General features: G+C 58.8%; 17 protein-coding genes. 14 read left to right on the top strand and 3 right to left on the bottom strand.

What is annotated here, in order from left to right; translation table 11 throughout:
- Positions 1-19: 19 nt before the first annotated feature.
- Together M0G74_RS07840 and M0G74_RS07835 are read left to right on the top strand one after the other, a co-directional pair.
- The gene (locus M0G74_RS07840; RefSeq protein WP_160153215.1) at positions 20-265 is read left to right on the top strand and encodes a succinate dehydrogenase assembly factor 2; all 246 of its coding nucleotides are present in this window, start codon (positions 20-22) and stop codon (positions 263-265) included.
- Positions 240-824 carry a protein YgfX gene (locus M0G74_RS07835; RefSeq protein WP_248215971.1) on the top strand — a complete coding sequence of 195 codons (585 nt, stop codon included), beginning with the start codon at positions 240-242 and terminating at the stop codon, positions 822-824. Before M0G74_RS07840 ends, M0G74_RS07835 begins: the two co-directional genes overlap by 26 nt.
- Here M0G74_RS07835 and nadB read toward each other — a convergent pair.
- Positions 821-2,482 (bottom strand): L-aspartate oxidase, encoded by a 1,662-nt coding sequence (gene nadB, locus M0G74_RS07830; protein WP_248216183.1) that lies wholly within the window; start codon positions 2,480-2,482, stop codon positions 821-823. The genes M0G74_RS07835 and nadB overlap by 4 nt on opposite strands.
- 201 nt (positions 2,483-2,683) lie before the next feature.
- Between nadB and rpoE the strand changes: the two genes are divergently transcribed.
- The 5 genes from rpoE (at position 2,684) to ycjG (ending at position 7,148) form a co-directional block, all read left to right on the top strand.
- The gene (rpoE, locus tag M0G74_RS07825; RefSeq protein ID WP_160153217.1) at positions 2,684-3,298 is read left to right on the top strand and encodes an RNA polymerase sigma factor RpoE; all 615 of its coding nucleotides are present in this window, start codon (positions 2,684-2,686) and stop codon (positions 3,296-3,298) included.
- A gap of 242 nt (positions 3,299-3,540) precedes the next feature.
- Positions 3,541-4,239 (top strand): sigma-E factor negative regulatory protein, encoded by a 699-nt coding sequence (locus M0G74_RS07820; RefSeq protein WP_248215969.1) that lies wholly within the window; start codon positions 3,541-3,543, stop codon positions 4,237-4,239.
- Positions 4,240-4,374: 135 nt separating this feature from the next.
- On the top strand, positions 4,375-5,463 hold the full coding sequence (locus M0G74_RS07815) for a MucB/RseB C-terminal domain-containing protein (protein ID WP_248215968.1): 1,089 nt from the start codon (positions 4,375-4,377) through the stop codon (positions 5,461-5,463).
- Positions 5,464-5,497: 34 nt separating this feature from the next.
- Positions 5,498-5,971 carry a SoxR reducing system RseC family protein gene (locus M0G74_RS07810; protein WP_248215966.1) on the top strand — a complete coding sequence of 158 codons (474 nt, stop codon included), beginning with the start codon at positions 5,498-5,500 and terminating at the stop codon, positions 5,969-5,971.
- Between the two features lie 229 nt (positions 5,972-6,200).
- The gene (ycjG, locus tag M0G74_RS07805; protein ID WP_248215964.1) at positions 6,201-7,148 is read left to right on the top strand and encodes an L-Ala-D/L-Glu epimerase; all 948 of its coding nucleotides are present in this window, start codon (positions 6,201-6,203) and stop codon (positions 7,146-7,148) included.
- Positions 7,149-7,175: 27 nt separating this feature from the next.
- Here the strand turns inward: ycjG and mpaA are convergent, their stop codons facing one another.
- On the bottom strand, positions 7,176-7,874 hold the full coding sequence (mpaA, locus tag M0G74_RS07800) for a murein tripeptide amidase MpaA (RefSeq protein ID WP_248215962.1): 699 nt from the start codon (positions 7,872-7,874) through the stop codon (positions 7,176-7,178).
- 278 nt (positions 7,875-8,152) lie between these two features.
- Here mpaA and M0G74_RS07795 point away from each other — a divergent pair, with 278 nt between their 5' ends.
- From M0G74_RS07795 to recO, 7 genes are all read left to right on the top strand, one after another.
- Positions 8,153-9,556: a DegQ family serine endoprotease gene (locus M0G74_RS07795; protein ID WP_248216182.1), complete on the top strand. Its 1,404-nt coding sequence runs from the start codon at positions 8,153-8,155 to the stop codon at positions 9,554-9,556.
- 180 nt (positions 9,557-9,736) lie between these two features.
- Entirely contained in the window at positions 9,737-11,542 is a 1,806-nt protein-coding gene (gene lepA / locus M0G74_RS07790; RefSeq protein ID WP_248215959.1) for a translation elongation factor 4, read from the top strand.
- Positions 11,543-11,639: 97 nt separating this feature from the next.
- The gene (gene lepB, locus M0G74_RS07785) at positions 11,640-12,419 is read left to right on the top strand and encodes a signal peptidase I (protein ID WP_160153224.1); all 780 of its coding nucleotides are present in this window, start codon (positions 11,640-11,642) and stop codon (positions 12,417-12,419) included.
- 130 nt (positions 12,420-12,549) lie between these two features.
- Positions 12,550-12,999, top strand: a complete 450-nt coding sequence (locus tag M0G74_RS07780; protein ID WP_248215957.1) for a DUF4845 domain-containing protein — start codon at positions 12,550-12,552, stop codon at positions 12,997-12,999.
- Between the two features lie 68 nt (positions 13,000-13,067).
- Positions 13,068-13,748, top strand: a complete 681-nt coding sequence (rnc, locus tag M0G74_RS07775) for a ribonuclease III (RefSeq protein ID WP_248215955.1) — start codon at positions 13,068-13,070, stop codon at positions 13,746-13,748.
- 168 nt (positions 13,749-13,916) lie between these two features.
- Positions 13,917-14,861 carry a GTPase Era gene (era, locus tag M0G74_RS07770; RefSeq protein WP_248215950.1) on the top strand — a complete coding sequence of 315 codons (945 nt, stop codon included), beginning with the start codon at positions 13,917-13,919 and terminating at the stop codon, positions 14,859-14,861.
- Between the two features lie 15 nt (positions 14,862-14,876).
- The gene (gene recO, locus M0G74_RS07765; RefSeq protein ID WP_248215949.1) at positions 14,877-15,638 is read left to right on the top strand and encodes a DNA repair protein RecO; all 762 of its coding nucleotides are present in this window, start codon (positions 14,877-14,879) and stop codon (positions 15,636-15,638) included.
- A gap of 52 nt (positions 15,639-15,690) precedes the next feature.
- On the opposite strand, the gene M0G74_RS07760 is transcribed toward recO, so the two are convergent.
- Entirely contained in the window at positions 15,691-18,486 is a 2,796-nt protein-coding gene (locus M0G74_RS07760; protein WP_248215948.1) for a response regulator, read from the bottom strand.
- Positions 18,487-18,651 lie beyond the last annotated feature (165 nt).

The following is an 18,651-nucleotide window of genomic DNA, read 5'->3' as shown; positions in this document are numbered from 1 at the left end:
TTGGTTTTGAGAAAGAAGTATGGATCGCAACCGCCTGTTTTGGGCCAGCCGCCGCGGTATGTTGGAGCTGGACCTGGTTTTGCTGCCGTTTCTGGATAATGTCTACGAAACGCTGAGCCCGGAAGATCAACAACGCTATATCCGATTGCTGGATGAGCAGGATCAGGATCTGTTTGCCTGGTTCCTGCGCCGCGAAGACCCGGAAGATCCGGAACTGAAACACATCGTGCAGATCATCCGTGACAACACCGGTCTCCAGGACTGAAATCGCGTCTTCGGGGCCGTCTTGCCCCGATCAATCTGGCTCTGACCCGCTTGGCGCGGAGCTGGAACCCATTCCCCGTGGGGGGATCCGCCCCCAGTCCCGTTCGCGCGTCGGTCCCGGTGCCCGCCCAGAGCGCAACGCCAGGCTGGTGTGCGACATTGCGCCCTCCCGCAGCCTGAAGATCGTCCTTTCATTGATTGCGGTGCAGTCGTTGCTGTTGCTGCTGCTCTCCCGTTTGCCCTGGGCTGCGGTATTGTTGATGGCGCTGGTCATCATCGGTTACAGCCTGTTTGAATGGCGCCGCCTGTCGGGTTCGGTGGGGCGTTTGTCCACCTCGGATAGACGCTGGTACTGGCAGGTGAAAGGGGGTGCCAGGCGAGAGTTCAATTTTTGCGGAGAGCTGACGCTCTGGCGGTGGCTGATTGTGATCAACGGCCGCGATCTGGAAGGGCGCAGGCTGCGCCTGGTGTTGGCGAGAGATGCCGCCAGCGTCGACGACTGGCGTCGGCTGCTGGTGGCACTGCGCTTTTCGCGTTCGGCCTTTTCCCGTTCGGTTTAGGTCCGCTGCTCGCCTGCATCGGCCTCGGTGGTGCTGACGCTGGTGCTGACAAAGTGTCGCTGATCGGCAAAATTCTCCGGTACCAGGATCGTATCCATGGCCAGCTCCCGCAAGCCCGGGTAATCCAGGGAGTAGTGCAGGCCGCGGCTTTCCCGCCGGTCCAGGGCCGAGCGGATGATCAGCTCGGAAACGACCGCCAGATTGCGCAGCTCGATCAAATCGCTGGTGATCTTGTAATTGGCGTAAAACTCCAGAATTTCCTGCTGTAACAGTCGCACCCGGTGCTCGGCACGCAGCAGGCGCTTGCGCGTGCGCACGATACCTACAAAGTCCCACATAAAACGTCGCAGTTCATCCCAGTTGTGGGAGATCACCACATCTTCGTCGGAATCGGTTACCCGCGAGGCGTCCCAGGCCAGGGCTGGCCGCGGCGGGGCAATGGTGTCGAGGGTGCTGTCGATATGCAGTGCCGCAGAGCGCGCGTAAACCACGCATTCCAGCAGCGAGTTACTGGCCAGGCGATTGGCGCCGTGCAGGCCGGTAAAGGTGGTCTCGCCAATGGCGTAAAGCTGATCCAGGTCGCTGCGGCCGTGCTGGTCCACCATCACGCCGCCACAGGTGTAGTGGGCCGCAGGGACCACAGGAATGGCCTCTTTGGTGATGTCGATACCGTATTCCAGGCACTTTTTGTACACCGTGGGGAAGTGCTCACGCACGAACGCCGGGTCTTTGTGCGAAATGTCGAGGTAGACGCAATCGGCGCCCAGGCGTTTCATTTCGTGGTCGATGGCGCGCGCGACGATGTCCCGGGGCGCCAGCTCTCCACGTTTATCGAACCGCTCCATAAACCGTTCGCCACTGGGCAACTTGAGGGTTGCGCCTTCGCCCCGTAGCGCCTCGGTGATCAGCATGGATTTGGCTTTGGGGTGGTACAGGCAGGTGGGGTGGAACTGGTTGAATTCCATATTCGCCACCCGGCAACCGGCGCGCCAGGCCATGGCAATACCGTCACCACTGGCCCCGTCCGGGTTGCTGGTATAGAGGTAGGCCTTGGCCGCACCGCCAGTCGCCAGCACCACCGCGCGGCCCTGGAAGACTTCGACTTCTTCCGTGTCTTTGTTGTAGACGTAGCAGCCGGCGCAGCGGAAGCGGCCGGTTTTTGCGTCGGGCTGGCGGATCAGGTCCAGGGCGATATGGTGCTCGAAGCAGTCGATGTTGGGGGTGTTGCGCACCCGCTCGATCAGGGTGCTGTGCACCGCGCGACCGGTGGCGTCCGCACTGTGGATGATGCGGCGGTGGCTGTGGCCCCCTTCTTTGGTGAGATGGTATTCGCCATCGTCCTCGCGAGTGAACTCCACGCCCTGGTGGATCAGCCATTGAATGGCGTCGCGGCTGTTCTCCACGGTAAATCGCACCGCGTCCGGGTGGCAGAGACCGGCCCCTGCATCTAATGTATCCGCTATATGGGCGTCTACCGAGTCAGTTTCATCCAGTACGCCGGCGATGCCACCCTGGGCGAACCAGGTGGAGCCGTCCTGCAGGCGCTGTTTCGACAGCAGGGCTACACGGTGGCGGGCTGCGAGGTGCAGTGCCAGTGTCAGGCCTGCGGCGCCACTGCCAATAACGAGGACGTCGTAGTTATTCATAGGCTTATTCATGGAGTTGCTCAAGGCTGCCAGTTGTGCCTTCGCCTCTTTGCTCATAGAGTTTTATTACTGTTGAGGGGCGCGTAGTATACGCCATCTTCAAAAATTACCGATTTGTCAGGAACTTATGACCAAATTTGGGTGTCTTGGACACAACAGAATAATCCTGAATTCCGGGCGCCATTGCCGCGGAATCGCGGTTGGGAGTAGGGGATGACAGGGCAACAGGCGTCACCAAGTGATCGCCAGCTGGTAGAGCGGGTTCAAAAAGGGGACAAGCGCGCGTTTGATCTTCTGGTGCTGAAGTACCAGCACAAGATCATGGCCGTGGTCAGCCGCTATATCAACGACCATGCAGAAGTGCACGATGTGGTGCAGGAGGCCTTTATCAAGGCCTACCGGGCGCTGGGCAATTTCCGTGGGGAGAGCGCCTTTTATACCTGGATGTACCGCATCGCCATCAATACCGCCAAGAATTATCTGGTGTCGCGCAGCCGGCGTCCGCCGTCGTCGGATGTGGACCTCGAGGATGCCGAGTACTACTCCGGCGCCGATTTACTGCGGGACAACGAAACTCCTGAAAACCAACTGTTCCGGGATCAGCTGGAGGCCACGGTGCACCGGGCTATCCGCGAGCTGCCGGAAGACTTGCGCTCGGCGGTGACCCTGCGGGAAATGGAAGGGCTCAGCTACGAAGAAATTGCGGAAGTGATGGGTTGCCCCGTGGGCACGGTACGCTCGCGCATCTTCCGCGCCCGGGAGTCGATTGACCGTGCGGTGCAGGCTGTGATGGCCGGTGAGCCAGAGCCTGTGGATGGGCGCGGCTGAGGCTCTGTCGGCCTAAGGGCAAAATTGTCTAATCTTTAGTCGGTTTTGTTTTAACGAAAGGACAGATAGAGGGTTGCTGGTCTAGCGCAGCCCCGTGACCGGGACGACAGGCGAAATATTCGATGAATTCACACAAAATTTGCCTGCTCGGTAAAACTTTTCCGGCGAACGCCGGTCATAACTAGCAACAAACAGGGGCCTCTTGGGCTCCAATCGATTGCACTGAAAGAGGGTTGACCCGTATGTCACACGGGAATCATCAGCAGCGTTTGAATGAGTCGCTATCTGCGTTGATGGATGGCGAGGCTCCCGAGCTCGAAATTCAGCGCCTGCTCAAAGAAAGTGATGCCTCTGGTGGCGCATCCGCGGGTGAATTGAGCCAGCGTTGGTCGCGTTATCAGCTGGCCGCCAGCGTGATGCGTGGTGAACAGGTGGCGCCGGTGGATCTGGGGCTGGCGGCGAGCATCTCCGCGGCTATCGCGGATGAACCGCCGTTGACGCAAACCGCTGATCCCGAAGCAGCCAATGACGGTCAATCCCGCAGTCGCTGGTGGAAACCCTTGTCCCGCGGAGCAGTGGCTGCGACCGTGGCTTTTGCGGCGGTACTGGGCGTACAGCAGATGCAGGCGCCGCAGCCGGGTGATGAACTAGTAGCCGAAGTGGAGCGCCCGGCACAGCAGCCAGTGCAGTCGGTGCCTCAGCCTAGCGGTTTTGCCGTGCCGACACTCAATACACGCGCGGTAAGTACCGCACCACAGTTTGTGCCTGAGCCCCGTGCCGGTGTTGGCCCTTCACCCCAAGTGCAGATGGTGCCGTCTCCGGAGTTGATGCGTCATCTCAATCGGGTCATGATCGAGCATTCCGAGCAGGCTGCCCGGGTGGGTAGCCAGGGTATGGTACCTTTCGCTCGTGCCACCTACGGTGATCGCCCGGAGGACTAACTTCGGCAAGTGAGCCGGGGTGAAGCCCGGCTCTGGCGCCAGCCCCCCAAATTTCCCGTGGTCGGGTGGATGGTACCGGTTACGGACCCTGGGACCACCTGAGTAACTAGAAACCAAGCCTAATAAAGAATGATCATGGCGAAATATTTTTGTTTTTCCGCCCCCAAAGCCAACAGCTCGCTGTTGGCTTTTTTGCTGTTGGCGGCACCGCTCGCTCCCCAGGTTTACGCGCAGGGAGAAGCAGCGGACAGTGCGAAAAGTACGCAAGGTGTTGATGAGGGTGGTGCAGGGTCGGCCCAGTCGGTGCCGGACACTGCCGCTGGCACTGGTAGCCTGCAACCCATACCCTCACCACGGCTGCAGGCCGATGTGCCGACCAGCGATGAGGCGCACGCCTGGCTGGCGAAGCTGGCCGATGCCGTGACCAACCGAGAGTACCGGGGCCTGGTTACCTTTGAGCACGTCGGAGTGATGGAGACTCTGGAGGTGGTGCACGCGATCCGCAATGGCGAACAGGTAGAGCGGGTGCGTTATTTGACCGGTGCGCCAAGAGAGTTGATCAGCCGCGGGCAAGATGCCCAGTGTCGCCGGGATGGTAGCCCGCTCTCTCGGGCCGGTTTGTGGAGTGCCATGGGGCAGCAGAATGTCCAGAATATTTACCATTTCCTGATGCGCGGCGAAGAGCGAGTGGCTGATCGCGACGCGGTGGTAATGGAAGTGCGCCCGCGGGATGTGCACCGGTTCGGCATGGTGATCAGTGTCGATAAAGAATCCGGATTGCCGTTGAAATCCATGCTGGTCACCCCCGGTGGCCGGGTATTGGAGCGTTTCCAGTTTGTCGAGCTGGATCTTGCTCCCATTCAGGACAGTGACCTGCAGCCCCAGTCCGCCGATGCTCGGGAGTCCGAGGGTGGCGGCCATTGTGGCACCTTGGTAAGTCGCTGGCGCCTTGAGTGGGTGCCAACGGGATTCAAAGCCGTTGCGACTCAGGAACTGGCCGACGGGGAAATGCTGGTGTTCAGTGATGGGCTCAGCGCGTTTACCGTATTTGTGCAGGCGTTGGGTCCAAATATGAATTACCGGGGGCGCGCGGTGCGCGGTGCGACCGTGGCCTATATGGACCATATTGAAGTGAACAATGAGCGCTATACCATTACTGTGGTAGGGGAAATTCCCGACAAGACTGCCCAGATGGTGGCCAATTCGGTTACCACGAAGAACTGATCGGGCCCCGTTTCTGGTGTAGGCAAGGCGACAAATGATTGAAGAGCGCGGCAGAATTGTAGCCCTCGAGGGTGAGGCCATCTGGGTTGAAACGGTTCAGCGCAGCGGTTGCCATGGCTGTGCCGCCAAGTCTGGCTGCGGCACGGGTCTGCTGGGCGACTTCTGGGCAAAAGCTTCGCAGGTACGCGTTGCCGTGGCTCCTGAACCCCTCAAGACGTTGGCGTTGCACGATACTGTAGTGATTGGCATTGCTGAAAATACCCTGGCAACAACTGCCCTGGTGGTTTACCTGTTGCCTTTGATTACTCTGGTGACTGGCGCGCTCGGTGGCCAGTGGCTGGGCAGTGAGTTGTGGGCGATTGCCGGTGCCCTCGGTGGGCTCGCCGCTGGTGCCCTGGCTATCCGTATATACAGTCACCTCAACCGCCGCAACCCCGCAATGGCGCCGCAATTTTTGCGCTGTGAGAGTGCGGCTCCCTGTGCCGTTGTCGTAACGCCAGCGTCCTAGCTTTTCCCCAACGCACTTTTTCATTTCCCTAGGCAGCGGCACCCGTCAATTGCCTGGCGTATCTTTTTTGTCCGGAACCTGTTCGCCCCGATCCTGAGTCGCTTTCTTTGCAGCGAATTTCCGGCGTATTGCCGCGATAAGTTTCTACACTAATTTTCTAGACAGGGTTTGCCTTGAAAGACGGGCGGGCTGTTCCCTGTGTCAAAGAATTTCAATAAGGAGAGCAGGGATGTTTGAAGGGCGCTGCTATACCGAGAGCTGGCCGCTCCGGACGGCTTTTGTGATCTCCCGGGGGACGAGAACAGAAGCGCAGGTGGTGGTAGTGGAAGTCGCCGCAGACGGGGTAACCGGTATCGGTGAATGCACCCCGTATCCCCGTTATGGTGAGAGTGTGGAATCGGTTCTTGCGGAGATCGGCACCGTGCTGCCTTCCCTGCGCCAGGGGATGACCCGGGAGCAATTGCAGGAGGTAATGCCGGCTGGCGCCGCGCGCAATGCGGTTGACTGTGCCCTGGCAAGCTGGGAGGAAAAAAAGCGGGGTGCCCAGGGCGGTGAGCCGGTATGGTTGCCGACGGTGCAGACTCTGGTGGTGGCCGAGCCGCGGGCGATGGCGGAGGCGGCGCGAAAGGCAGCGGAGTCTGGTGTCACCGTGCTCAAGTTGAAGCTGGATCAACATCGGGTGCTGGAGCGAGTGGCTGCGGTACGTGCGGCTGCGCCAGATTGCCAGCTGGTGATTGATGCCAATGAAGCCTGGTCGGCAGAGGGGCTGCCGGAATTGTGTCAGTCACTGGCGGATTCCGGGGTGGCGATGCTGGAACAGCCATTACCGGTGGGAGAGGACGCCTCGCTGGCAAATTTTTCCCACCCTTTACCCATCTGCGCCGACGAAAGCTGCCATACACGGGCGGATCTGCCGCGGCTGCAGGGCCTTTATGACATGGTGAATATCAAGCTGGATAAAACCGGCGGGATTCGCGAGGCCATGGCATTGGCTGAGGCGGCCAGAGAGCAGGGGTTTCAGCTGATGTTGGGGTGTATGTTGTGCACGTCCCGTGCTGTGCGGGCGGCCTGGCCACTGGGTAGCCAGGTGCGGTTTGTGGATCTCGATGGACCTACCTGGCTCGCGAAAGATGTAGACCCGCTGCGTTTTGCTGAGGGGCGTGTCTACTGGACTTGAGCGCATCAGCAGTTTCAAAGGGGTATATCAGGGGGTGTAGCAGAGTAATTCCGTCATCACCGCCAGATACTCCTCGGAGGCCACGTCAGCAGAGATGGGTGGGTATTCCAGGGTTATGCAGGGGTATTGCTGCTCTGCACACCAGGTGCCGAAAGAACCGGGGGTTTGATAACCCAGGTCTGTTACCAGAGGCAGCTCCATGCGCTCCGCCAGCCAGTGGCCAAGCGGGCTCTGTAATGGGTCTTCCACACAGGCCAGCGGCTCGTGGATAGAGACCATCCACTGGGGTTCCAGCTCTTTAATCAGGCGGCACAGGGCCTGAGTTTCCGGTTCTGACCCGGGGCGCTCACCGCTCGAGAGATAAACGTCGCGGCTTTCGGCGGCGCTGTTCCAGCGGTATTCGGTCCCGCCTGATTTCCAGTTGATGGTGGCAAAGTTGCGATTGAGGTCCACGCCGTGGGCATTGGAGCGAACCCCAAGTTGGCAGCCGTCCGGGTTGACCGCCAGTATCACATGGTGGCGCAGCTGGCCGGCCTCCAGGGAGCGCAGGGCGCAAGAGAGGGTGACCACTGCGGCTACTTCATCACCGTGGGTACCGGCCATGACAATGCCGGTATGCGCATCACGGACCTCAGCGGGAAAATAAAACAGCGGAGCGCCCAGTACGGACTGGCCGTACTGTAATCGCGGCGTGTGGAACAGGCCGCGTTGTGTGCGGGGTCGCAAAAGCGTTCCGCTACCATTTCTGGCGTCTGCTTGAGCTGACTGTTCGGGCCGGCGACTGGATTCTGTCATAGAGTCCTTAACACTGTTTTACACTGGGTTGTGAGAACTTTCTCGCGAAATCTTCAACTAACAATGTGTTACTGGTCGGCTGGACCTGCCCAGCCACTAGGCCAGATAAATAGGCCTGCTTGGATAACACTGAGTGATAACCGCACAGGCCGCATTTCAGAACGCACTTTTTGGCATATTAGTAGAAGACCTTATCAGGGGTAATGAATATGGTTGTACGCAGTACGCAGTTTTTCCTTGCGCTTTGCCTGCTGGTCTCAATGGCGGCCAGCGCCCGCGGTGGCTTGCCGGAACTGACCGATCTGATCGAACAGAACTCCCCCGCGGTGGTGAAAATCAACACGGTGGAGCGCAGCCGGGCTGCCAGTAGCGGGGTTCCGCCCCAGTATCAGCAGGAGATTCCGGATATCTTTCGTCACCTGCTGGAGCCGCGCCAGCGCCAGCAGCGCCCGGTAGCCAGTATGGGTTCCGGCTTTATCATTTCTACTGATGGCTATGTAGTCACCAACAACCATGTGGTGGATGGGGCCGATGAAGTGCGGGTTACCCTGACCGACCGCCGGGAGTACGAGGCCAAAGTGATCGGCACCGACCCCCGCTCAGATTTGGCACTGCTCAAAGTGGATGCCGATGATCTGCCTACGGTGCGTTGGGGGGATTCGGAGAGAATCAAAGTGGGTGAATGGGTGGTGGCTATCGGCTCCCCGTTCGGGCTCGATTACTCCGCCAGCGCCGGTATTGTCAGTGCCATGGGGCGCAGTATTCCCAATGAAAGCCGTGAAAATTATGTGCCGTTTATCCAGACGGATGTGGCGATCAACCCGGGTAACTCCGGCGGTCCACTGTTCAACCTGGATGGTGAGGTGGTGGGTATCAACTCCCAGATCTACACCCGAAGTGGCGGTTCCATTGGCCTGTCGTTCGCGATTCCCGCCAGCCTGGCGCAGGATGTGGTTGCCCAGCTGAAAGAAAAAGGCCGCGTGGACCGCGGTTGGTTGGGCGTCGGTATTCAGGATGTAGATCGCAAGCTCGCCACTGCAATGGGGCTGGGCAAGCCGGCGGGCGCTCTGGTAGGTCAGTTGGAAGGGGGCTCTCCGGCATCCCAGGCTGGTATCCAAGTGGGTGACATCATCATGCGCTTTGATGGGCAGAAGATTACGACTTCCGGCGACCTGCCGCACGTAGTTGGCCAGACCCGTCCGGGAACCGAAGTGCCGGTTCAGCTGATGCGTGAGGGCAAGGAGCGCAAACTGAAAGTGCGCGTAGGTGCACTGCCCGGGGATGATGTCGGCCAGCAGCAGGCCAGTGCGCCCGCATCCACGGATGTAGGTGGCCGCCTGGGACTAGTGGTGGATGATATCCCCGATGGCCTGAAGCAGCGCCTCGGCGTCGACAGCGGTGTGCTGGTCAAGCAGGTGGTGCCGGGTCAGGCCGGTGCCAATGCGGGCCTGCGCAGTGGCGATATCATTGCCCAGCTGGGTTTTGATGGGGTCGAGTCCGTCAGCGATTACGAGAAAATCGTCAAAAAACTGCCCAAGGGTGAACTGTTGCCGATTCGCTTCTTCCGCGGCGGCCAGCCCACCTTCCGCACGATTCAGATCGACGAGGATTAAACCCGTTGATGGGAGCGGGTCGGGCCCTTGAGGCCCGGCCCGCAACCGGCCGCAGCCCTTGATTGATCGGGGCTTGGCGCTGACTGGATGCACTTTTCCTGCAACCTGTTAGACTTGCGCCCACAGCGCGGCCCGGTCCGCCCATTAACTCACTGATTTTTAAAAGGTTTTACCCTCGCAGTGGCCACTGATCTCTCCCATATCCGCAACTTTTCCATCATCGCCCATATTGACCACGGGAAATCGACCCTCGCGGATCGCTTTATCCAGGTTTGTGGCGGCCTCTCCGACCGTGAAATGGCTGCCCAGGTGCTCGACAGTATGGACATCGAGCGCGAGCGGGGTATCACCATCAAAGCCCAGAGCGTGACGCTGGACTACACTGCCCGCGATGGCAAAACCTACCAGCTGAACTTTATTGACACGCCCGGGCACGTGGACTTTTCCTACGAGGTTTCCCGCTCACTGGCCGCCTGTGAGGGCGCGCTGCTGGTGGTGGACGCCGCCCAGGGTGTGGAAGCGCAGTCGGTTGCCAACTGTTACACCGCTATCGAGCAGGGGCTGGAAGTAATCCCGGTACTGAACAAAATGGACCTGCCCCAGGCAGAGCCTGAGAAGGTGGCGGAAGAGATCGAAGATATTATCGGCATCGACGCCACCGAAGCGACCCGCTGCAGTGCCAAATCCGGCCTCGGCGTGGAAGACGTGCTGGAAGACCTGGTGCGCCTGGTGCCGCCGCCCACCGGCGATGTCGAAGCGCCACTACAGGCCCTGATCATTGACTCCTGGTTCGACAGCTATCTGGGGGTGGTGTCGCTGGTGCGCGTGGTGCAGGGCACCCTGCGTAGCAAAGACAAGATCGTCACCAAGTCCATCGGTCGCGCCCATGTGGTGGACAGCGTGGGTGTGTTTACCCCCAAGCGCAAGGAAACCGGTGTACTCAAGGCTGGTGAAGTGGGCTTTGTGGTAGCCGGTATCAAAGACATTCACGGAGCACCGGTCGGTGATACCTTGACCCACGCCAAGGGTGCGGAAGAGGTGACGATGCTGCCGGGCTTCCAGAAAGTGAAGCCGCAGGTCTACGCCGGTCTTTTCCCGGTGAGTTCGGACGACTACGAAGCGTTTCGCGATGCGCTGGACAAGCTCTCGTTGAACGATGCCTCCCTGTTCTATGAGCCGGAAACCTCTGACGCCCTCGGCTTCGGTTTCCGCTGTGGTTTCCTCGGCATGCTGCATATGGAAATCATCCAGGAGCGCCTGGAACGGGAATACGATCTGGACCTGATTACCACGGCACCGACGGTGGTGTACGAGGTTCAGCTCAGCAACGGCGATGTCATGAATATGGACAACCCGTCGCGGATGCCCGACCTGGGCATGATCGAGGAAATGCGCGAGCCGATTGTTGAGGCCAATATCCTGGTACCCCAGGATTACCTGGGTAACGTCATCACCCTGTGTGTGGAAAAGCGCGGTATCCAGAAAGATATGCAGTATGTGGGTGGCCAGGTGTCCCTGCGCTACGAACTGCCCATGAGTGAAGTGGTGATGGACTTCTTCGACCGCCTCAAGTCCGTCAGTCGTGGCTTTGCCTCCCTGGATTACAACTTTGTGCGCTTCGACCCGGCAAAACTGGTGCGCCTTGATATTCTCATCAACGGCGAGCGGGTCGATGCCTTGGCGGTGATTCTGCATAGGGACAATGCCCAGCAGCGCGGTCGCGCGCTGGCAGAGAAAATGAAAGAGCTGATTCCACGGCAGATGTTTGATGTTGCCATTCAGGCGGCTATCGGCGGTCAGGTCGTTGCCCGTACCACCGTGAAAGCATTGCGCAAGAACGTAACCGCCAAATGTTATGGTGGTGACGTGACCCGGAAGAAAAAGCTGCTTGAAAAGCAGAAGGCCGGTAAGCGCCGTATGAAACAGCTCGGTCGGGTGGAAGTGCCTCAGGATGCTTTCCTGGCGGTGCTCAAGGTAGACAGCTGAGGCTGAATGGTTAGCCATTGCCCGGTCCTGCCGGCCGGGCATTTAGCAAGCGCCGATTAACAAGCGCAGATAAAAAGTCGGAAAAAGAGATTTTTGAATGGATATCAACTTCCCCCTAATTCTGCTGTTGCTGGTTGTGGCAACAGGGGTTATCTGGCTGTTTGATGTGCTGTTTCTGTCCCGCGGCCGCAAGGCCCAGGCGGCCAGCAGTGGGCAGCGCCCGCCGGAGCCGGTACTGGTTGAATACGCCAAGTCATTTTTTCCGGTTCTGGCGATCGTTTTCGTACTGCGCTCTTTCCTGGTGGAGCCCTTCCAGATTCCATCGGCCTCGATGGACCCAACCCTGCAAGTCGGCGACTTCATTCTGGTGAATAAATTTGCCTACGGCCTGCGCTTGCCGGTATCCCGCACCAAGGTTATGGATATCAGCGAGCCGAAGCGGGGGGATGTGATGGTGTTCTTCCCGCCGCATATGAATGAGACCTACTATATCAAGCGGGTCATCGGCCTGCCGGGGGATGAGATCCGCGTGGTCAATAACACCCTGTATATCAATGGTGAAATGGCGCCCCAGGAACTGATTCAGGCGCTGCCGCCGGGTAATCCGCAAAAAGAGTTTCTGTGGGAAGAGATTGATGACAAGCGCCATCTGATGGCCAAGCAGGTAGTGCCCAGCCGATACGGTAATATCCGCACGCTGACAGTACCGGAAGGTCACTACTTTATGATGGGCGACAACCGGGACAACAGCCTGGACAGCCGCGAGTGGGGCTTTGTGCCGGAGAAAGACATTGTGGGCAAAGCCTTTGCAATCTGGATGCATTGGGACAAACTACTGAGTCTGCCCAGTTTCGACCGGGTGGGTGGTATTGAATAAGCGCTCCTCACCGGGCGCAATTGAATCAGGTGCACCGATCAGGATGTGGTGCGCCGCTTTCGCAGCATAAATACATGGATGGCCGTCCTATTCTTACTTGAAAACAAGAACGATAAATCGGTACAACATCATGGCTTTAAAACAGGGTTTACAGGGGCAGTCACTAGCGGCTCAGCGCGGCATGAGTTACTGGGGTTGGCTGTTTGTGATTGCCGTCTTCGGCTTCGGTTTGACCATTGTTTCCAAACTGGGCCCGGCGTATATCGACGCACACTTTGTTGAAGAGGGGCTGCAGTCACTCTCTGAGAACGACGGTATCCGCGAGATGAGCAATACCGAAATCAAGCGCGAGCTCGATCGCTTCTTTACGATCAACAATGTGCGTGGGGAGCCGGCTCAGGCCGTAAAAATCATCCGCGGTGCAGACAGCACCCTGGTCAGTATCAACTACGAACTCCGCCAGCCACTGTTTCAGAATGTGGACGTGGTGATGAAGTTCGACAAACAGCTCAATACCGCCAAGCCAGAACTCTGCTGCGAACCGCTGGTAGACCTGGAGCAATTCCGCCGCGAAGATTGAGCGAACGCGACTGGATAGGCCAAAACCTAGCAGCCCAAAATCTAGCAGACCAAGACGACGCAGAACCGGTGACAGACCTTTTACTTCAGCGACTCAGTAACCGCCTGGGACACCAATTTACCCAGGCAGATCTACTCATCCTGGCGCTTACCCACCGCTCCCACGGCAGCCGCAATAACGAGCGGCTGGAATTCCTCGGCGACTCCATTCTCGGTTTTACCATCAGCGCCGCTCTGTTTGAAAAATTCCCCGATGGCCGCGAGGGACAGATGAGTCGTCTGCGTGCGCAACTGGTCAGTGGGGAAACCCTGGCAAAAGTGGCACGGGAGCTGGAGTTGGGAGAGTGCCTGCGCCTGGGTGAAGGGGAAATGAAAAGCGGCGGTCACCGCCGCGATTCCATCCTCGCCGATGCCGTGGAAGCCATTATCGGTGCTATCTACCTGGATGCGGGCCTGGAGGCTGCACGTGAGCGCGTATTGAGTTGGTTTGCACCGCGCCTGCAGAACCTGTCCCTGGAAACGGCCAAAGACCCGAAAACCCGCTTACAGGAGTGGTTGCAGGCGCGCCAGAAGCCCCTGCCAGAGTATACGGTGGTGGAAATTGGCGGCGAGGAGCACTCACAGCAGTTCGTCGTAGAGTGCCGCGTTGCGGGCCTCAAAGTGCCGGTACAGGGCACTGCCAGCAACCGGCGCGCGGCGGAAAAGGCCGCGGCCACCGAAGCCTACGCTCGACTGACCGGACAGGCCTGACCCTATAACAGGCCTGACCGTATAGCAGCCCTGACCCTATAACAGGCCTGCCCCGAATAGCAGGCTTGACCCTATAATCCGCATCAATATCAATTGCCCAAAGGGTGGCAATCCCCGCAGCTGCCTGATTCTGGCGCGCGGTGGAAGCCGCCTGACTCGGAGATCCCCTTGAGCGAAACATCCAACGTGCCGGCTGGTCCGTCATCCAACTCCGGTTCTGCCGGCTCCCGCTGTGGTTATGTGGCCATTGTCGGACGTCCCAACGTGGGCAAGTCCACACTGCTGAACCATATTCTGGGGCAGAAGATCTGCATCACGTCCCGCAAGCCACAAACCACCCGGCACAATATGCTCGGCATCAAAACCGAGGGCGAAAACCAGATTATTTTCGTGGACACCCCGGGACTGCACGCAGGTGAAGAAAAAGCGATCAATCGCTATATGAACCGGGCTGCCATCAGCTCCACCCGGGATGTGGATGTGGTGGTGTTTGTGGTCGAGCGCGCGCGCTGGACCGAGGGCGATGAGCTGGTAGCGCAAAAATTGCGCGGCCTTAAATGCCCGCTGATTGTCGCGGTCAACAAGGTGGACCAGCTGGAAAACAAAAGTGATCTTTTCCCGCAATTACAGGCCTTGTCCGAGCGTTTTCCCGATGCGGAAATTGTGCCGCTGTCCGCCCTGCGGGAAGCAAATCTGGATTCCCTGGAAAAGGTGATCGTCGAGCGTTTGCCGGAAGGTGAACACTTTTTTGCCGAAGACCAGATTACCGACCGCAGTTCGCGTTTTCTCGCCGCAGAAATCGTGCGTGAAAAAGTCATGCGCCAGCTGGGGGCGGAGTTGCCTTACTCGGTAACCGTCGAAGTCGAAGAGTTCAAACAGGAGGGCGCAGTACTGCACATCAGTGCCGCCATCCTGGTAGAGCGCAACGGTCAGAAACGTATCCTTATCGGCACCAAAGGTGAGCGCATCAAGCAGATTGGCCAGCAGGCGCGCGTCGATATGGAACGCCTGTTCGACAGCAAAGTCATGCTCAACCTCTGGGTGAAAGTGAAGTCTGGCTGGTCCGATGACGAGCGTGCGCTGCGCAGTCTCGGCTACGTCGACAAACAGTAAACACTCCATTTCACCGTGCAGCAGCTGCCCCCGCAACCGGCATATATTCTGCACTCGCGCCCGTTCCGGGATTCCAGCCTGATCCTGGAACTGCTGACACCGGATTACGGGCGTATCGCGTGTATCGCCAAGGGTGCCCGCCGCGACAAGCAGCGGCGCCAGCGCGCTCTGCAGCCTTTTGCCCCACTTCTGGTCACGCTGATGGGGCGCCATGACCTGAAAACACTGGGGCCGCTGGAGAATGCGGGGCAACCACTGTGGCTGAAAGGCCGCGCTGTTTACGCTGGGCTCTACGCCAATGAGCTGTTGGTACGGCTGTTGCCGGAGGGGGAGAGCCTGGTGTCGGTATTTGCGGCATACCAGCGCCTGCTGGTGGAGCTGGGCGAGTTGTCTGGTGAACACAGTAGTGCTCTGGAGTTACCCCTGCGCCGCTTCGAGCTGAACCTTTTACAGGCGCTAGGCAACTGTCCCGAGCTGGACTTTTGTTCGCTGGAAAATGCGACTATACAGCCCGGGCGCTGTTACCGTCTGACACCGGAAGATGGGTTTGTACCGGTATTTGCCAGCGCTGGGCATACGCTGCGTGTGGCGGAGTTTTACGGCGAAGACCTGTTGCAGCTGGCGAGACTGGTCACTGCGGAAGATTCCGCAGAAGCGCGGGCGCCCGCGGTGCTTTCTGTGGCCAAGCGCCTCAACCGCCAGTTGCTTGCGCCGCTACTGGGGAGTCGACCGCTGAAGAGCCGGGAGCTGTTTCGCCAGGTATACGCCCCGGAATAGTCTGCCGGAGCGTACATAGGTAATGCGTGTATTGGCAATGGATATGCCGAGTTTAAAAATCGGTATCCAGAGCGCTTTCTTTCGCTTCTCCATCCAGGTTTTCCTGGCCGAACAATGCGTCCAGATCCTGTTCGGTGGCCCAGTCCCGCAGGATGCGAATCTCTTTTTTAACGCGTTCAAAGGCGTTTTCATCGATATCGACCTCGGCTTGATCTTGCAGCGGGCGCAGCAACTCCTGCATGTGCTCCGTAGCGGATCGCAGACGTGGTACGCCGCAATAGCAACAGCCTCCATGTAATCGGTGAATGCGCTCAAACAGGCCTTTGTGGTCATTCTCACGGTAAAGCCGTGACAGTTCCTGTTCGTCTTCGTAGAGCCCCTGAAGCAGCATACGCAGCAGGTCCCGGGCGAGCCCCGGGTCCTGATTGGCCAGGTTCAGGCTCTCGCTAATGTCGACCAGCCGCGGCTCTATCACAGTGCTGAGTTGCTCCGGCTCGGCGCCAGCCTGCACTTCCATCCAGCGTTTTACCGTGTGTGCCAGCTGATCTTCACTGACCGGTTTGCTGAGGTAGTCATCGAGGCCTGCACTGAGCAAACGGGATTTTTCTTCGGTACCCACATGGGCGGTAAGGGCAATAATCGGGGTGCGTTTGCCACTTTCTTCTTCACGGATCTTTCCGGTTGTGGTGATGCCGTCCATTTCCGGCATCTGGATATCCATGAAAATCATGTCGAAGTGTTGTTCTCGCCACAGGCGCAGCGCTTCTTCACCGCTGCTGGCGACAACTGCCTCGATATTCTGTGTGCGCAGTAGCTCGCGCATGAGCAAGCGGTTGGGTTCGTAGTCGTCCACCGCCAGCACCCGCGGTTTTGCCGGCCAGGGGAGAGGGGGGAAAGAGCCGGTTTGTGGGCGCGACTGGGCCTGGTGCGGAACTGCCCGCTTGAGGGCGCGCAGCAAACCCTCGCGGCTGACGGGCTTGCCGAGGAACGCCAGCACGCGGGTGCGCAAGGCATCGTAGCAACGGCGCAGGTCAACCGGGGAACCCTGAATGATGATTCTGGACTGGTAGGTGTCCACCAATTGCTGAACAGTGGCAATGAAGGTATCAAAATTACCCTCGGCAATTGCGGTGTCGATGATGATGGCATCGGGCACCGCATCGTGACGCCACATCTGTTCGATCGCCGGCACCAGTGTCTTGCCGTCGCTGTGTTCAAGTGGTTCCGCCTGCCAGTGGGTGAGTTGCTGGTAAATCTGCTGGCGGGTCATGGGATTGGGGTCGACCAGCAGTAACCGGCAACCCGGGAACTGCTCCCGGGTAACGGCGATTCGATTGCGGTCAATGGTCAGCGGCAGCTGTACCCAGTAGCTGCTGCCGCCCTGCGGGTTATCTTCAACCCCCAATTCGCCGCCCATGGACTGCACCAGGCTGCGGGCGATGCTCAGGCCCATGCCGATACCGTTACTGCCCATCTGGTGTTGCTGTGCGCTGCCGCTGAGATATTGCCGGAGTTCCCGACGTCCCTGTTCATCACAGCGCGCGCCGTTGTCGACAATGCTGATGCGCACCATCAGCTCGGATTCCTTGCCGCTCTGCACCGTTATCCGCACCGGAATACTGCCGTTTTCCGAGCAGCGGATCGCGGTGCTCACCAGGTTGGTCAGAATCTGTTTGATGCGCAGCGGGTCACCGATCTGGGAGGGCGGCAGCTGTGGATCCACAAAAGGCACCAGCTCCAGGTCATTTTCATAGCCGTAGGGGGCGAGAATCTGCAGGGTTTCTTCGACCACCTGGCCCAGGTTCATGGGGCTGTGATCCAGTACCAGGTTGCCGGACTCGATACGGGAGAAATCCAGGATATCGTTAATCGTGGTCAGCAGGCTCTCGGAGGAGCGCAGGATGGTTTGCAGGTAATCCTGCTGCAACTGGTCGGTTTCGGTCTTCAGCAACAGGTTGGTAAAGCCGATGATACCGTTCAGGGGTGTGCGGATTTCGTGACTGGTATTGGCGAGGAAAGTGGATTTTACCCGGCTGTTTTCCAGCGCTTTTTTACGCGCAAGCTCCAGTTCGATGTTCTGTTCTTCCATGGCGTCCAAGGATTGGCGCAGGTCTTCCATGGATTGGTGCAGGCTCTCCTGGTAGTCCCGATGGTATTCGTTCAGGTTGCCCGCCATCAGGTTGATCTCTTCCGCCAGTTGCGACAGTTCGAGATTGCGGGAGCTGGCGGTGCGCGTGGAAAACTTGCCCTGGCCAATGGCGCGCAGCGATTCCTTGAAACGATCGATACTGCGCGACGCGCGTTCAGCCAGTATCGCCGCCCACACCAGGGCAATCAGGGTGCAGACGATCAGACCAAGCAGGCCTATGAGCGCTACCTGATAAGTGCCGACCAGGAAGTAGGGCCGGTGCAGCTCAATGGTCAGCCAGCAATTGGTGCCCTCGCCCCGCAGGGGGTGTAACACCTGCAGGCTGTTCAGGTCTTCGTAGATATGGGCTCGCTTGCCACGCAATTCGGCGGCGGCAAATTGCGTGCGCGGGCGCGGCCCCACACTGGAAATCAGCTTGAACTCTTCCTCTCCGGCATCATTGCGGTCGGCGCGGTACAACTGCACCGAGCGGATCATGTCGCGTTCCAGCATCAACGCCATCAGGCTCTTATCGAGCCACTGGATTCGGTCCTCAAAAGAGTAGTCGTCACTGAGGTGGATCAGCTCGACCAGTTGCTCGGCACTGGCGTGACCATGGCTGAGTAAAAGGTCACGCCGATCGCTCATCTGTTGCAGGGTAAACAGCAAAGACAGCAGTAGTGCGAGGACCAGGGCGGGCGCCATGGTATAGCGAAACAAAATTGCCCGTAACGAATAGCGTCGCGACGATGGGTGGCGTGCGCCAATGCGGTAATCCGCCCGCTGACGCCGTTGATTGTCGGCTGGCGATGCTTCGGTCGCCGCTGAGTCCGAGTCTGAATACGGGAATTGAGCCATGGCAGCAAAGTGGTTGTGTTATTTTTG

Origin of the sequence: Microbulbifer sp. CAU 1566 (assembly GCF_023156515.1) — a bacterium.
Lineage (GTDB): Bacteria > Pseudomonadota > Gammaproteobacteria > Pseudomonadales > Cellvibrionaceae > Microbulbifer.
This window is presented reverse-complemented; position numbering and strand designations above follow the sequence as displayed.

Excerpts from the sequence above, each read along its gene's own strand:
- M0G74_RS07815 (WP_248215968.1), top strand. The coding sequence starts at position 4,375 with ATGGCGAAATATTTTTGTTTTTCCGCCCCCAAAGCCAACAGCTCGCTG.
- lepB (WP_160153224.1), top strand. The coding sequence starts at position 11,640 with ATGGATATCAACTTCCCCCTAATTCTGCTGTTGCTGGTTGTGGCAACA.
- M0G74_RS07810 (WP_248215966.1), top strand. The coding sequence starts at position 5,498 with ATGATTGAAGAGCGCGGCAGAATTGTAGCCCTCGAGGGTGAGGCCATC.
- M0G74_RS07780 (WP_248215957.1), top strand. The coding sequence starts at position 12,550 with ATGGCTTTAAAACAGGGTTTACAGGGGCAGTCACTAGCGGCTCAGCGC.
- M0G74_RS07820 (WP_248215969.1), top strand. The coding sequence starts at position 3,541 with ATGTCACACGGGAATCATCAGCAGCGTTTGAATGAGTCGCTATCTGCG.
- ycjG (WP_248215964.1), top strand. The coding sequence starts at position 6,201 with ATGTTTGAAGGGCGCTGCTATACCGAGAGCTGGCCGCTCCGGACGGCT.
- M0G74_RS07840 (WP_160153215.1), top strand. The coding sequence starts at position 20 with ATGGATCGCAACCGCCTGTTTTGGGCCAGCCGCCGCGGTATGTTGGAG.
- nadB (WP_248216183.1), bottom strand. The coding sequence starts at position 2,482 with ATGAATAAGCCTATGAATAACTACGACGTCCTCGTTATTGGCAGTGGC.
- M0G74_RS07795 (WP_248216182.1), top strand. The coding sequence starts at position 8,153 with ATGGTTGTACGCAGTACGCAGTTTTTCCTTGCGCTTTGCCTGCTGGTC.
- rpoE (WP_160153217.1), top strand. The coding sequence starts at position 2,684 with ATGACAGGGCAACAGGCGTCACCAAGTGATCGCCAGCTGGTAGAGCGG.